The sequence below is a fragment of the Bradyrhizobium sp. genome (assembly GCF_035701725.1).
Classification (GTDB): Bacteria; Pseudomonadota; Alphaproteobacteria; order Rhizobiales; family Xanthobacteraceae; genus Bradyrhizobium.
Window position 1 is genome coordinate 1 of record NZ_DASSRP010000396.1, and the last position, 13,343, is coordinate 13,343.

A 13,343-nucleotide genomic window follows, 5' to 3' on the forward strand; every position below is an offset into this window, starting at 1 on the left:
TCCGACCATTTGCTGGTCTGACGGCGCGGCGTGAAGCGCACTAGCGAATGTTGATCGTCGAAGCTGTCGAGCTGGCCGTCGATCCAGCCGTGGCAAAGCGCGGTATCGACGGCTTCCGCCTTTGAGACACTGACGATGCCGGAAGATTTCTTGGCAAGCTTCAGCCAAACGCCCTTGCAATCCACCGCTTGCGAGGCGAGCCAGTCGTGCCACGCCACCTGCGATTTGAACGCGATGACGGGCAGGTCGCGCTTGGTCTTTGCCATGGCGCCAGCAGCCAGGAAACTTCAGTTCGCCGGCGTCACGACGCGCTGCCGCCGAGCTTGGTCTCAAGAGCGGCAATGCGCGCCTTCAGCGCTTCGTTCTCCTCGCGCGCCAGACGGGCCATGTCCTTGACCGCCTCGAACTCCTCGCGCTTGACGACGTCGAGGTCGCGCAGGATTTTCTCGGCCTGGTTGCGCATCAAAGTGTCGACCTCGCGCTTGACGCCCTGGGCGGCGCCGGCGGCATCGTTCATCAAACGCCCGATCTCGTCGAAAAACCGATTGTTGGTCTGGGTCATTCCTCACCTCCCTGAACGGTCCGCACAGTCGTTGACAGCACAATGGCGATCCATTGCGTTCCACACAAGCCCATCTTGGCTTTGATTCATCTCGCAAAAGTGCCTGGCAAAGGCGGATACTGGTGCTAGAAGCTGGCTACAGTCACGCCACCAGCCCGCGACCTGCGAATGCCCCTGCTGACCATCGCCTTTCCCGTCTTCGATCCCGTCGCTTTTGCGATCGGTCCCTTCGTCGTGCGCTGGTACGCGCTCGCTTATATCGGCGGCATCGTCATCGGCTGGATCTACGCGCGCGCGCTGATCAAGAATGAGAAACTGTGGGCCGGGCCTGCGCCGGTCACCCTCGCCCAGCTCGACGATTTCGTGCTGTGGGTGACGATCGGCATCATCGTCGGCGGCCGCACCGGCTATGTGCTGTTCTATAATCCGATGTTTTTCCTGGCCCACCCGGCCGAGATCTTCGAGCTGTGGAAGGGCGGCATGTCGTTTCACGGCGGCTTTCTCGGCTGCGTCGCCGCCGTGATGCTGTTTGCACGGCGCAATAACATCTCGATCCTGTCGCTCGGCGACATCGTCACCGCGGTCGGACCGATCGGGCTGTTTCTCGGCCGCATCGCCAACTTCATCAACAGCGAATTGTGGGGCCGCGCCGCGGACCCCGCGTTGCCCTGGGCGATGGTCTTTCCCAATGGCGGGCCGATCCCGCGCCATCCGAGCCAGCTCTACGAGGCTGCGCTCGAAGGCATCGTGCTGTTCACCATTCTGGCCGTGATGATTCGCATGGGCGCGCTGAAGCGGCCGGGCTTGATCCTCGGCAGCTTCATTGCGATCTATGGTATTGCGCGGATCATCGGTGAATTTTTCAGGGAGCCCGATCCGCAGCTCGGATTTTTGTGGGGCGGGCTCACCATGGGCATGCTGCTTTCGGTGCCCATGATCATTGCCGGAGCTATCATTATTGCAGCGGCCAAGCGCCGCAAGGCGGCCAAGACCGCAACAGTTCAGGAACTTTCGTGACAGATACGTCCCCGCTCCTTGCGGAAATCAAGAAGCTGATCAAATCGTCCGGCCCGCTCCCGGTGTGGCGTTACATGGAGCTGTGCCTGATGCATCCCGAGCACGGCTATTACCTGTCGAAGGATCCGCTCGGGCGCGAGGGCGATTTCATCACCGCGCCGGAAGTCAGCCAGATGTTCGGCGAATTGCTCGGGCTGTGGGCCGCCTCGGTGTGGAAGGCGATCGATTCACCGCCGCTGTTGCGTTTGATCGAGATCGGCCCCGGCCGCGGCACGCTGATGGCGGACGCGCTGCGGGCGCTGCGGGTGCTGCCGCCGTTGTATCAGGCGCTCAGCATCCACCTCGTCGAGGTCAATCCGGTGCTGCGCGAGAAGCAGAAAGCGGCGCTGACGGGCTCGCGCAACATCACCTGGCACGACAGCATCGACGACGTGCCCGACGGACCCTCGGTGATCTTCGCCAACGAATATTTCGACGTGCTGCCGATCCATCAGGCGGTCAGGGCCGAGAACGGCTGGCACGAGCGCACGGTCGAACTCGACGACAGCGGCAAGCTCGTCTTCGGCATGGCGAGCGATCCGATCCCGCGTTTCGAGATATTGCTGCCGTCCTGGGTGCGCGAGGCTCCGATCGGTGCGGTGTTCGAATGGCGGCCGGATGCGGAGATCATGAAGATCGCAAGCCGCGTCCGCGATCAGGAAGGCGCCGCGCTGATCATCGATTATGGCCATATCCGCAGCGATGCCGGCGACACGTTCCAGGCGATCGCCCGGCACAGTTTTGCAGACCCCTTGAAAAATCCAGGACAAGCCGACGTCACCGCGCATGTCGATTTCCAGGCCCTGGTGCGCGCCGCCGAAGACCTCGGCGCCGGCGTGCACGGCCCGGTGCCGCAAGGTGATTTCCTCAAGCGGCTCGGGATCGAGACCCGTGCGGTGAATTTGATGGCGAAGGCCACCCGCGAGGCCGCCGAAGACGTTGCCAGCGCGTTGAAACGGCTGGTTGGCGGCGGCCGCGGCGGCATGGGACAGATGTTCAAGGTGCTCGGCATCTCCGAGCCCAGCATGACGACGCTGGCCGGCTTTGCCGACGAGACGCCCGACGACAAGACTGAAGCGAAACCGTCATGACACACGACACGTTGCTTCTGGCGGCCCGCGGCCTTCTTTTCACGCCCCCTTGTGGGGAGGGAAGGCCGAAGCGAAGCAAAGGCAGGGGTGGGGGTTCAACAAGACAATCTTTTCTATTGGAGATTTTCGAGAAAACAGACTCCCCCACCCGACACGCCGTTCGCTTACGCTCACGACGCGCCATCCTCCCCACACTCGCTTCGCTCGCGGGGGAGGGATAAAGAGGTGCGCGAAATGACGCTACAATCTCCCCTGCTCGCGGCCATTCCCGGCCTGCGCCACGCCTTCTTCAGCCGCGACGGCGGTGTTTCCGAAGGGATTTACGCCGGCCTTAACGGCGGCGTCGGCTCCGGCGACAATCCCGAACATGTGGCGGAAAACCGCCGGCGGATGGCGGCAAGCCTGCGCGTTGCGCCCGAGCGCCTCCTCACCGTGTTCCAAATTCACTCGCCTGATGTTGTCACCGCCTCGAAGCCGTGGGAAACCGCGCGCCGTCCGAAGGCCGATGCCATCGTCACCGCAACCGAAGGTCTCGCGATCGGCGTCACCGCCGCCGATTGCGGTCCCATTCTGTTCGCCGACGCCAAAGCCCGCGTGATCGGCGCGGCGCATGCGGGATGGAAGGGCGCACTGACCGGGGTGATCGAGGCCACGGTCGAGGCGATGGAAAAGCTTGGCGCCGATCGCGGCAATGTCGTCGCCGCGGTCGGGCCTTTGATCCGCCAGCACTCTTATGAAGTCGGCAACGAATTCGTCGAACGCTTCATCGCGACTGACGCGGACAATGCGCGCTACTTCGCACCCGCCGCGCGCGACGGCCACGCAATGTTCGATCTCGCCGGCTTCATCCGCCAGCGGCTTGCCAATGCCGGCGTGCTGCTGGTCGACGACACCGGCATCGACACCTATTCCGACGATCGTTTTTTCAGCTATCGCCGCTCCGTGCATCGCAAGGAAGCGGACTACGGCCGCCACGTTCACGCCATAGTTCTTGAACGCTGACGCCATAGTTCTTGAGCGCTAACGCTAATGCGAAAAATCGCGTTCGAACCGATCAAGCTCCAACAGTGAACAGAACGCGCATCGCCGTTCGCGTTGTGGTATCCCTGCCCTAGACGTTAATGGATTTTAACGATATCGCTTTGGCGAATGGGCGATCTATCCGTCATCCTGTTTCGCGTTTTCCGGATTGCACCGCGTGCCGCGATGGCCACGGTTCTGCTTGCGGTCGCCTGCGCGCTCGGCGGCTGCGCCGGGGGATCAGCGAACAATTCCTTCGCGATGGCCGGCAACAGCACGAGCGGTCCGACGATCGCCTTCGAGTCCATCGACGGCCCACCACCGCAGGTGTTCGAGCGCATGGTGAACATGCTGGACAGCGAATCCAAATTGCGCAGCCTGTCGATCGTGTCCCGCGAAGGCAGCGCCGCCTACCGCGTGCGCGGCTATCTCGCCGCAGAAGTCAGCCACGGACGCACCACCATCGCCTGGGTCTGGGACGTCTACGACCAGAACCAGCAGCGGGCGCTGCGGCTTTCCGGCGAGGAGCCGGCCGGCAAGGCCGGGCGCGACGCCTGGACCGCGGCGGACGATCTGGTGCTGCGCAAGATCGCGCAAGCGGGCCTGTCGGGCCTGTCCGGCATGATCAATGGAACCCCGCCGGCGGATGCGCCGCAACCTGCGCTTCCTGCGACGCCCTCTCGGCGCGCCCCGGCTGTCGCCAGCGCCGACGATCTGACGGCGCCGCAAGCGGGCGAAATTGCCGCTGGCGCCCTCGCCTACACGAGCTATTAGGCTCTGCTATACGCGCTATTAGCCAAAGCCGCGTGGAAATGGGCATTTTTGCCCGGGAAAACCACGCGGACGGGTTGCCAGCCTGCCTACGCGCTTGATAACTACCAGCTTATCGGAACGCGCTTTCGTAGGGTTTGCGATATGCTGAACGTGGTCTCCAGCAAGGCGCGGGGAGAATTATTGATGTCGGCCAAGAACGGCTCGATCAAGCTTGTTGCCGGCAATTCCAATCCGGCGCTGGCGAAGGACATCGCCAACACGCTGAACCTGCCGCTGACGAAGGCGATCGTCCGCCGCTTTGCGGATATGGAGATTTTCGTCGAGATCCAGGAAAACGTCCGCGGCTCCGACGTGTTCGTGATCCAGTCGACCTCGTTCCCCGCCAACGACCACCTGATGGAACTTTTGATCATCACGGATGCGCTGCGCCGGGCTTCCGCCCGCCGCATCACCGCGGTGGTGCCCTATTTCGGCTACGCCCGCCAGGACCGCAAGGCCGGTCCCCGCACGCCGATTTCCGCCAAGCTGGTCGCGAACCTGATTACCCACGCCGGCGCCGACCGCGTCATGACGCTCGACCTGCACGCCGGACAAATCCAGGGCTTCTTCGACATCCCGACCGACAATCTCTATGCCTCGCCGGTAATGGTGCGCGACATCCGCGAACGCTTCGAGCTCGGCAATGTGATGGTGGTGTCGCCCGACGTCGGCGGCGTGGTGCGCGCCCGCGGCCTCGCCAAGCGCATCAACGCCCCGCTGGCCATCATCGACAAGCGGCGCGAGCGCGCCGGCGAATCCGAGGTGATGAACGTGATCGGCGATGTCGCCGGCTACACCTGCATCCTGGTCGACGATATCGTCGATTCCGGCGGCACGCTGGTGAACGCGGCCGACGCGCTGATCGCCAACGGCGCCAAGGAAGTCTACGCCTATATCACCCACGGCGTGCTCTCGGGCGGCGCGGTCACACGCGTCACCTCTTCACGGCTGAAGGAACTGGTCATCACCGATTCGATCCAGCCGACCGAAGCGGTGATCAAGGCGCCCAACATCCGCACCCTGCCGATCTCGGCCCTGATCGCCGAAGCGATCGGCCGCACCGCCGCCGAAGAGTCGGTTTCAAGCCTGTTCGATTGAGCGCCTAACCTAGCCTGTCCTGATTGAATCAAGTTCGGACGCGAAGCGGGTATCCGCTTCGCGCAACAACCCTTCTCGGCTTCTCAGTAGCAACGCGTGATGTTGACCTGTCCGGTCCCGCCCCGGCCGTCGGGGACGGTCACGGTCTCAGCACCGCAGCTCGAAACATAGGGCCGGCCCGAGGGACCCAGCAGCGGCGGGTAGCGATGCGCCCAATCCCAGGGAATATCATCGCTGGCGTTCGAATTGCGGATTTCGCCGGTCAGCGGCGCGCCGTCGACCACGGCATCGCCGGTCGGGCCATAAAAGTAGCCGCCGTCAGCCCAGACAAAGCCGTCTTGGCCTCGGTGATGATGCCGGAACGCGTGCCCCGCCAGGCGATGGGAAGAAAAATGCGCGCCGCGCGAGGCGGCGTAAGTCTCGGTCGTGGCAACCGTCAGCGCGATCGCGCCGATGGATGCAACGAGGATTCCGTAGGTTCTGGCCTTCATGACGCACACACCCGTTACTGTTACGACCGTCAGCCGCGGTCTTTGGGGGCACGCTAGGCGGTGGTCCGGGCCCCGGCAAACCCATCCTTAATTTTTAGTTAAGACGTAATCTTAACCGGAAACCGGGCAAAACGTCGCGCCCGCCGGGGCGGCGCGCGTCAAACTCTGTCTCATTCCTGGACCAGGGGGTCGGTCTAGACGATGCCCGCCGCGACCTGTCCGCGCAGCCGCTCCAGGCTCAGCAGCGTGTTGGCGCAGGCCTCCGCGACCTCGACCCCCTTGGCGGCGAAATGCCGGCGCAGGAAATCCGCATCCGCCGTTTCGCGAAACTGCTGTGGCGTCACCACGGCCGAGAACACCGGAATCTCGGTACGCAACTGCACCTCCATCAGCGCGCGGATCACCGTCTCGGCGATGTACTCGTCGTCGACCACGAGGCCCGCCGCCACGATCGCCGTGTAGCGGCGCGTCTTGGCCAAAAGCTGCACATGCAGCGGGATTTCGAAGGCGCCGGGGACCTCGAACACGTCGATATGGGCGCGGGCAATGTGGCGCGCCTCGATCTCCTTGAGGAAAGCTTCGCGGCACTCGGCGACCACGTCGCGATGCCAGGCCGACTGCACGAAGGCGACGCGCTGCGGTTTCGCAAAGCGCGGATGGGCAACCGCGTCTTGAGTGGCGAAGTTGCCGATTTCGCCCGCGCCTTCCTGCGACGTCTGATTCATATTTCCCTCGTTTCACGGCGTGCGGCTCGCGAAAGAACACGGCCCATGCGGCGAATATGGCGAGCGGCGGCAGCGGCAGCAAGAACCGATGAGGCGGTCCAGGCCGGCTCGGCGCGGCGCGGCAGTTCCCGAGGAATCAAAAGTTAACGATTTGACCAGCGGAAGATTCTGATTCCGATTTGTTCTCCTCGCAAAAGTTAACGCGCACGAAGAGTTGTGGACGATTTGGCCCAAGCCTGTGGATGGACTCACCGCGGCGTTGCGCCGATTCCGCAAATCACATCACTTCGTCCCGGCAAGCCCTGATCCCGATGCGAAAGGATCATCGGGGCGTGCGAGCCGCCACGGCGCGCGATCAGGGCGCATGTCGGCGTGCCGTATCGCGTATCGCTCGTATCCGAATTTGAAAAGGCAAGGTCGAGACGGCATGTCCCTCCTCGAAGGCATCATCGATTCCCCGAACAATCCTCTTGCAATCGTCGAGGACGTCGCCGCCGACAATAACCTGGCGTTCGAACGCTCCGGCGAAGACGAGATAACGATCGTCTCCAAAGGCAACTGGACCGACTACCAGCTTTCCTTCACCTGGATGAACGAGATCGAGGCGCTGCATCTGGCCTGCGCCTTCGACATGAAGATTCCGGAAGCCCGCCGCAGCGAAGTGCAGCGGCTGATCGCGGCGATCAACGAACAGCTCTGGGTCGGGCATTTCGATATCTGGACCCACACCGGCATGATCATGTACCGCCAGGCGCTGGTGCTGCCCGGCCGCAGCCAGGCGTCCACCGCGCAGTGTGAGACCATGTTGGTCAGCGCGCTGCACGCCTGCGAGCGCTATTATCCGGCGTTCCAGTTCGTGGTCTGGGCCGGCAAGACCGCGGCCGAAGCCATGACGGCGGCGATGTTCGACACCGAGGGCGAGGCGTAAGGCCTTCCCATATCTCGGTCGTCATGCCCGGACCTGGTCCGGGCATCCACGTCTTGCTTCAATTGAACAAAGAAAAGACGTGGATGGCCGGGACAAGCCCGGCCATGACGAATATGTTGCCGAGAGCAATCCACTCGGGGAAATCGCAATGACCGGCGTTCGGCCTCTCGCTCAGATCAACGGCACCGTTGTGCTCGCCGGCGCAGGGAAGATGGGCGGAGCCATGCTGTCGGGCTGGCTGGCGCGCGGCCTCGACCCGCGCCGCGTCGTCGTGATCGAGCCGCAGCCCTCGAATGATATCCGCAGCCATCTGGTCAAAGGCGTGCGCCTCAACGCCTCGCCGCACCAGTGCGGAACCGTCGCGGCGTTCGTGGTGGCATTGAAACCGCAGGCCTTCCGCGAGGCGGGACCGGCGCTGAAACCCTATCTCGAAGCGGCGACGCTCGTGGTCTCGATCATGGCGGGAATGACGATCACCTCGCTCGGCGAAGTGCTGGGCGGCCACATCGTGCGGGCCATGCCGAACACCCCGGCCGCGATCGGCCGCGGCATCACGGTGGCGGTGGCCGCTGCAGACGTCGACGCCACGCAGCGCGAGGTCGCCGACGGCCTGTTGCGCGCCACCGGCTCGGTCGAATGGGTCACGGACGAAGGCCTGATCGACGCTGTGACCGCCGTCTCCGGCTCGGGCCCGGCCTACGTGTTCCTGCTCGCCGAGGAACTGGCGCGCGCCGGCATCGCCGCAGGTTTGCCGGAGGCGCTCGCGATCATGCTGGCGCGCGAAACCGTCGCCGGCTCCGGCGAACTGTTGCATCGCTCGGAGCTTGCCGCCGCCACGCTGCGCCAGAACGTCACGTCCCCCGGCGGCACCACGGCGGCAGCACTAGAGGTCTTGATGGGCGAAGACGGATTGCGCGCGTTGATGACGCGCGCGGTCGCGGCCGCAACGCGCCGCTCCAAGGAACTGGCGAAGTGACCGTCGGCCATTCCGGGGCGCGAAGCGAAGGACGATGTGCAATTGCACATCGGAGAATCTCGAGATTCCGGGTCTGGTGCCAACGCACCATCCCGGAATGACAGGACCTATCTGATTGCTTCGCTGGCGCTCGCAATGACGACGAGCATTACGTCTGTCCGAACTGCTTGGTGAACGCCTCGATATTGACGAGGCCACGGGCATGACGGCCCTCGCCGATCCGCCGTTTCTCGTCGAACGCCTCGACTTCAAACCGGATCACCCGCCGCTCCACCGCCACCACCCGCGCGATGGTGCGCACGGTGGTGCCGACCGGCGTTGCGGCCAGATGGCGGATGTCGACCTCGGTGCCGACCGTAACCCAGCCCGGCTCGAGGCATGGCTTGATGGCGTCGGCCGAAGCCAGCTCCATCTCCAGGATCATCATTGGCGTCGCATAGACCATCGGCATGCCGGCAACGAAATGCCCGACCGTGCGCTCGCTCGGCACGATCAGGCTGCGTTCGGCGCTCATGCCGATCTTGATGACGTCGCGTGCGTCCATGGGATCACCTGCTTGTCCCTCATTCCGGACGGTCCGTGGCACACGGACCGATCCGAAAATCTCGATATGAGGTTCGAGATTCCGGGTTCGCGCGATGCGCGCCCCGGAATGACGCTGCGCGTCACTTCTTCGCGGCGGCGGCGCGCTCGACGAAGGTTTTGCCGCCCTTCATCTTGTGGGCGAGCGGCGCCTCGTTGATCTGGATCACGACAGCGTCGGCGTCGACGCCGAGGTTCTTGACCAGCGCCTGCGTGATGTCGCGCATCATGCCGGCCTTCTGTTCGTCGGTGCGGCCAGCGGCCATGCTGACGGTGATTTCGGGCATCCCAGACTCCTTATGTTTCGTTCGCTGTCGCGACCCGTCCTGTTGGCGGGCCGGGCATTTTTTGAAGAGATGGATGCGCGGGTCAAGCCCGGCCGTCGCGAATTCAGCTGAGCCACGTTACCGCATGCCGTGCCAGTATTTTGCGCACGGCCGCAACCAGATCGCTTTCGTCGACCTCTTCTTGCGCCTCGGCCTGCTTCTTCAGATACGCGTCGCGGTCTTCGGTCGACGTGAGGCCGGCGCCGAGAATGAGATCCTTGACCTGCACCTTGCCTTTCGCCTTCTCGTCGGAACCCTGAATGATCACGCACGGCGCGTTGCGGCGATCGGCATATTTGAGCTGGTTGCCCATGTTCTTGGGGTTGCCGAGATAGAGCTCGGCGCGGATGCCGGCATTGCGCAAGGCAGCGACCATCTTCTGGTAGTCGGCGACACGGTCGCGGTCGAACACGGTGACGACCACGGGTCCGGACTCGGGCCGCGTATTGAGTTTGCCTAGCAGCGTGAGCGCGGCCTGCAGGCGCGACACACCGATGGAAAATCCGGTCGCCGGCACCACCTCGCCGCGGAAGCGCGAGACCAGGCCGTCATAGCGTCCGCCGCCGCCGACCGAGCCGAACCGCACCGGGCGGCCCTTCTCGTCTTTGGTGTCGAGCAGGAGTTCAACCTCGAACACCGGGCCGGTGTAATATTCGAGCCCGCGGACCACCGAGGGATCGATCATGATTCGATCCGAGCCATAGCCGGATGCCGCGACAAGCCTGCCGATGTCGTCCAGCTCTTCGCGGCCCTGCTGGCCTATCTTGCTGTCCTGCAATCGCGGGTCGATCGGCCCATCGCCCTGCTCGACCGACGAAACCACGAGCGCAATGTCCGCGTCCTTCAATCCAGCGCCTTTGGTGAAATCGCCGGACTCGTCCTTGCGGCCTTCGCCGAGCAATTGTTTCACGCCGGCGATGCCGAGCCGGTCAAGCTTGTCGACCGCGCGCATCACCGTCAGCCATTGGCCGTCGTCGGCGATGCCGAGCGCGTCGCGGACCCCATCGAGCACCTTGCGGTTATTGACCTTCACCACATAGGAGCCGCGGGGAATGCCGAGCGCTTCCATCGTGTCGGCCGCCATCATGCACATTTCGGCGTCGGCCGCCGCGCTCGATTGGCCGCCGGCCGCGGTGCCGATCGTGTCGGCGTCGAACTGCATGAACTGGCGGAAGCGGCCGGGTCCCGGCTTTTCGTTGCGATAGACGTAGCCGAAACGGTAGGAGCGATAAGGCAGCACCAGGTTTTCGGTGCCGTAGCGTTCTGCGACATAACGCGCCAACGGCGCGGTGAGGTCGTAGCGCAGCGACAGCCACTGCTCGTCGTCGTCCTGGAACGAGAACACGCCCTCGTTCGGCCGGTCCTGATCGGGCAGGAACTTGCCGAGCGCATCGGTATATTCGATCGCGGGCGTCTCGACCGGCTCAAAACCGTAGCGCTCATAGACGGCGCGGATATTCTCCACCATCTGCCGCGTCGCGTTGATCGCGGCGGGACCACGGTCTTCGAGCCCGCGCGGCAGGCGCGCTTTCAGCTTTTGCGGCTTTTTCGGTTTGTCGGCCATGATGCGCGCGTTGGTATCAGCGGAAACGCGGGGCGGCAACCTTGCTTCCTTCCCTTCTCCCCTTGTGGGAGAAGGTGGCGAAATCGACCGCAGGCAGATTGAGCCGGATGAGGGGTTTGGCTCAGCAGGACACCCGTCACCCGCCTCGCTTCGCTCGGCACCCTCTCCCACAAGGGGAGAGGGGAAGAGCTCACAACACCTTCCTGATCCAGTTATGCGGATCGTTGGTGCGGCCGTACTGGATATCGACCAGCTTTTTGCGCAGGCCCATGGCGACGGGACCGGCTGCGCCGCCGCTGATCGAAAAATCGCCGCTGGCCGAACACACCTTGCCGATCGGCGAGATCACGGCGGCGGTGCCGCAGGCGAACGCCTCTTTCAGCCTGCCGCTGGCGGCATCCTTGCGCCACTGGTCGATCGAATAGGCTTCCTCGCGCACCTTGGTGCCGGAATCCTTCATCAGCGCAATGATGGAGTCGCGGGTGATGCCGGGCAGGATGGTGCCGAGCGGCGGCGTCAGCATCGCGCCATCGTCGAACACGAAGAAGACGTTCATGCCGCCGAGTTCCTCGACGTAGCGGCGTTCGAGCGCATCGAGGAACACCACCTGATCGCAGCCGTGCTCGATGGCTTCGGCCTGGGCGCGCAGGCTTGCGGCATAATTGCCGCCGCACTTGACCGCACCAGTGCCGCCGATCGCCGCGCGCGTGTAATTCTCCGACACCCAGATCGAGACCGGCGCGGGCCCCCCCTTGAAGTAGGAACCGACCGGCGAGGCGATCACGGAAAAGATATATTCGGCGGACGGTTTGACGCCGAGGAACACCTCGCTCGCAATCATGAACGGCCGCAAATAAAGGCTGCCCTCGCCGCCGGGAATCCAGGCCCGGTCGATGCGCACGAGTTGCTCGACCGCCTCGATGAAGACGTCCTCGGGCAGTTTCGCCATCGCCATGCGTTCGGCTGAATCCTGGAAGCGCTTCGCATTGGCGTCGGGTCGGAACAGGTTCACGCCGCCATCGTCGCGTTTATAGGCCTTGAGGCCCTCGAAGATCTCCTGCGCGTAGTGCAGCACGGCGCCGGCCGGATCGAGCGGGAAGTTCGCCCGCGATTCGATCCGCGCGCTGTGCCAGCCCTGCCCCTGGGTATATTGGACGATGGCCATGTGGTCGCTGAAAACGCGGCCGAAGCCCGGATTTTCCAGCTTGGCCGCGCGCTCCTTTTCGGGCGTCGGATGTGGGGTCGGCCGAATATCGAATTTCAAACTCATTGCCTCGTTTCCATTGTTCTCGTCGCTGGTGGACCGGCGCTGCCGCTGGTGGCCCGGTCTGCCTGTTGCCGGGCTTGCCAGCGCGATGGATCCGGACCCTCCGCCACCCGCCTTGCGGCAAGTCGTCCACCCGGCACATCCGAGGACATGCTTTTGTGAGGCGCGGAAGTCCAGTATGTTTGCCGAAATGCCGCTCGACAATCGTAGGGTCACCCCAATCGAAGGCTCGGTTGCCTTCCGGCCTTCATTGGCCGGCGCCGATAGCATCACCGCCCGCTTGAAACGACCTAATATTTCGTCACGGGCGATGGTTTTGTAACATTGAACCCAAGATACGTCAATATGGCTGACATAATTTTATCAGGCGCATCCACGGCCGCCGGCGTGAAAGCCAGCGAGCCACGTTCGGCTGCGGCCCCCGCCAGCCTGCGCTGGGACGTCATCGAGCTCCTGTTTTTCGCCTATCGCGATTTCGTCGGCGACGCCGATCACGAGCTGGAAGCCTTCGGATTCGGACGGGCGCATCACCGCGTGATGCATTTCGTCTATCGCTATCCCGGCCTGAAGGTCGCCGACCTGCTCGATGTGCTGCGCATCACCAAGCAGTCGCTCGGGCGCGTGCTCAAGCAACTGCTCGATGAAGGCTACATCGTGCAGAAGGCCGGCAACAACGATCGGCGCCAGCGCCTTCTTTTCGCCACCGCCAAGGGCGAGGCGCTGGTGACCAAGCTCGCAGGATTACAGACCGAGCGGCTTAACCGCGCGCTGCGCGGCATCGAGCCGGCCGGGCTCGAAGCGGTGAAGCAATTCCTGCGCGCGATGATCGATCGCGACGATCCGG

General features: G+C 63.8%; 16 protein-coding genes. 8 read left to right on the forward strand and 8 right to left on the reverse strand.

Features of this window, described 5'->3' with window-relative positions; all coding sequences use genetic code 11:
• On the reverse strand, positions 1-266 hold a 266-nt coding region (locus VFL62_RS23840), incomplete at its 3' end, for a YdeI/OmpD-associated family protein (protein ID WP_414644827.1).
• Between the two features lie 35 nt (positions 267-301).
• Positions 302-562 (reverse strand): accessory factor UbiK family protein, encoded by a 261-nt coding sequence (locus tag VFL62_RS23845; protein WP_325174853.1) that lies wholly within the window; start codon positions 560-562, stop codon positions 302-304.
• Positions 563-730: 168 nt separating this feature from the next.
• Between VFL62_RS23845 and lgt the strand changes: the two genes are divergently transcribed.
• From lgt to VFL62_RS23870, 5 genes are all read left to right on the forward strand, one after another.
• Entirely contained in the window at positions 731-1,579 is an 849-nt protein-coding gene (gene lgt, locus VFL62_RS23850) for a prolipoprotein diacylglyceryl transferase (protein ID WP_325174854.1), read from the forward strand.
• The gene (locus VFL62_RS23855) at positions 1,576-2,709 is read left to right on the forward strand and encodes a class I SAM-dependent methyltransferase (RefSeq protein WP_325174855.1); all 1,134 of its coding nucleotides are present in this window, start codon (positions 1,576-1,578) and stop codon (positions 2,707-2,709) included. Before lgt ends, VFL62_RS23855 begins: the two co-directional genes overlap by 4 nt.
• 234 nt (positions 2,710-2,943) lie before the next feature.
• The gene (gene pgeF / locus VFL62_RS23860) at positions 2,944-3,711 is read left to right on the forward strand and encodes a peptidoglycan editing factor PgeF (protein WP_325174856.1); all 768 of its coding nucleotides are present in this window, start codon (positions 2,944-2,946) and stop codon (positions 3,709-3,711) included.
• Between the two features lie 147 nt (positions 3,712-3,858).
• The gene (locus tag VFL62_RS23865; RefSeq protein WP_325174857.1) at positions 3,859-4,503 is read left to right on the forward strand and encodes a hypothetical protein; all 645 of its coding nucleotides are present in this window, start codon (positions 3,859-3,861) and stop codon (positions 4,501-4,503) included.
• A 183-nt stretch (positions 4,504-4,686) separates the two neighbouring features.
• Positions 4,687-5,640 (forward strand): ribose-phosphate pyrophosphokinase, encoded by a 954-nt coding sequence (locus VFL62_RS23870; RefSeq protein ID WP_325174858.1) that lies wholly within the window; start codon positions 4,687-4,689, stop codon positions 5,638-5,640.
• An 83-nt stretch (positions 5,641-5,723) separates the two neighbouring features.
• On the opposite strand, the gene VFL62_RS23875 is transcribed toward VFL62_RS23870, so the two are convergent.
• On the reverse strand, positions 5,724-6,131 hold the full coding sequence (locus VFL62_RS23875; RefSeq protein ID WP_325174859.1) for a hypothetical protein: 408 nt from the start codon (positions 6,129-6,131) through the stop codon (positions 5,724-5,726).
• A gap of 194 nt (positions 6,132-6,325) precedes the next feature.
• On the reverse strand, positions 6,326-6,856 hold the full coding sequence (locus VFL62_RS23880) for a 6,7-dimethyl-8-ribityllumazine synthase (protein ID WP_325174860.1): 531 nt from the start codon (positions 6,854-6,856) through the stop codon (positions 6,326-6,328).
• Positions 6,857-7,283: 427 nt separating this feature from the next.
• Between VFL62_RS23880 and VFL62_RS23885 the strand changes: the two genes are divergently transcribed.
• On the forward strand, positions 7,284-7,784 hold the full coding sequence (locus VFL62_RS23885; protein ID WP_325174861.1) for a YbjN domain-containing protein: 501 nt from the start codon (positions 7,284-7,286) through the stop codon (positions 7,782-7,784).
• A 148-nt stretch (positions 7,785-7,932) separates the two neighbouring features.
• Positions 7,933-8,760, forward strand: coding sequence for a pyrroline-5-carboxylate reductase (gene proC, locus VFL62_RS23890; RefSeq protein WP_325174862.1), 828 nt, complete (start codon positions 7,933-7,935; stop codon positions 8,758-8,760).
• A gap of 148 nt (positions 8,761-8,908) precedes the next feature.
• Here proC and VFL62_RS23895 read toward each other — a convergent pair whose 3' ends face one another.
• The 4 genes from VFL62_RS23895 to VFL62_RS23910 all read right to left on the reverse strand — a co-directional run bounded on the left by VFL62_RS23895 (position 8,909) and on the right by VFL62_RS23910 (position 12,502).
• Positions 8,909-9,304 carry a thioesterase family protein gene (locus tag VFL62_RS23895; protein WP_325174863.1) on the reverse strand — a complete coding sequence of 132 codons (396 nt, stop codon included), beginning with the start codon at positions 9,302-9,304 and terminating at the stop codon, positions 8,909-8,911.
• Positions 9,305-9,425: 121 nt separating this feature from the next.
• Positions 9,426-9,629, reverse strand: a complete 204-nt coding sequence (locus tag VFL62_RS23900; RefSeq protein WP_025590867.1) for a tautomerase family protein — start codon at positions 9,627-9,629, stop codon at positions 9,426-9,428.
• 103 nt (positions 9,630-9,732) lie between these two features.
• A complete protein-coding gene (gene hisS / locus VFL62_RS23905; RefSeq protein ID WP_325174866.1) occupies positions 9,733-11,232 on the reverse strand; it encodes a histidine--tRNA ligase in 1,500 nt (499 codons plus the stop codon).
• A gap of 190 nt (positions 11,233-11,422) precedes the next feature.
• Positions 11,423-12,502: a branched-chain amino acid aminotransferase gene (locus VFL62_RS23910; RefSeq protein ID WP_325174864.1), complete on the reverse strand. Its 1,080-nt coding sequence runs from the start codon at positions 12,500-12,502 to the stop codon at positions 11,423-11,425.
• Between the two features lie 342 nt (positions 12,503-12,844).
• Here VFL62_RS23910 and VFL62_RS23915 point away from each other — a divergent pair.
• Positions 12,845-13,343: MarR family winged helix-turn-helix transcriptional regulator (locus VFL62_RS23915; RefSeq protein WP_325174865.1), on the forward strand; the 499-nt coding region annotated here is incomplete at its 3' end.

Coding starts and splice junctions, on each gene's coding strand:
- VFL62_RS23845 (WP_325174853.1), bottom strand. CDS start 562: ATGACCCAGACCAACAATCGGTTTTTCGACGAGATCGGGCGTTTGATG.
- lgt (WP_325174854.1), top strand. CDS start 731: ATGCCCCTGCTGACCATCGCCTTTCCCGTCTTCGATCCCGTCGCTTTT.
- pgeF (WP_325174856.1), top strand. CDS start 2,944: ATGACGCTACAATCTCCCCTGCTCGCGGCCATTCCCGGCCTGCGCCAC.
- VFL62_RS23865 (WP_325174857.1), top strand. CDS start 3,859: ATGGGCGATCTATCCGTCATCCTGTTTCGCGTTTTCCGGATTGCACCG.
- VFL62_RS23870 (WP_325174858.1), top strand. CDS start 4,687: ATGTCGGCCAAGAACGGCTCGATCAAGCTTGTTGCCGGCAATTCCAAT.
- VFL62_RS23875 (WP_325174859.1), bottom strand. CDS start 6,131: ATGAAGGCCAGAACCTACGGAATCCTCGTTGCATCCATCGGCGCGATC.
- VFL62_RS23880 (WP_325174860.1), bottom strand. CDS start 6,856: ATGAATCAGACGTCGCAGGAAGGCGCGGGCGAAATCGGCAACTTCGCC.
- VFL62_RS23885 (WP_325174861.1), top strand. CDS start 7,284: ATGTCCCTCCTCGAAGGCATCATCGATTCCCCGAACAATCCTCTTGCA.
- proC (WP_325174862.1), top strand. CDS start 7,933: ATGACCGGCGTTCGGCCTCTCGCTCAGATCAACGGCACCGTTGTGCTC.
- VFL62_RS23895 (WP_325174863.1), bottom strand. CDS start 9,304: ATGGACGCACGCGACGTCATCAAGATCGGCATGAGCGCCGAACGCAGC.
- VFL62_RS23900 (WP_025590867.1), bottom strand. CDS start 9,629: ATGCCCGAAATCACCGTCAGCATGGCCGCTGGCCGCACCGACGAACAG.
- hisS (WP_325174866.1), bottom strand. CDS start 11,232: ATGGCCGACAAACCGAAAAAGCCGCAAAAGCTGAAAGCGCGCCTGCCG.
- VFL62_RS23910 (WP_325174864.1), bottom strand. CDS start 12,502: ATGAGTTTGAAATTCGATATTCGGCCGACCCCACATCCGACGCCCGAA.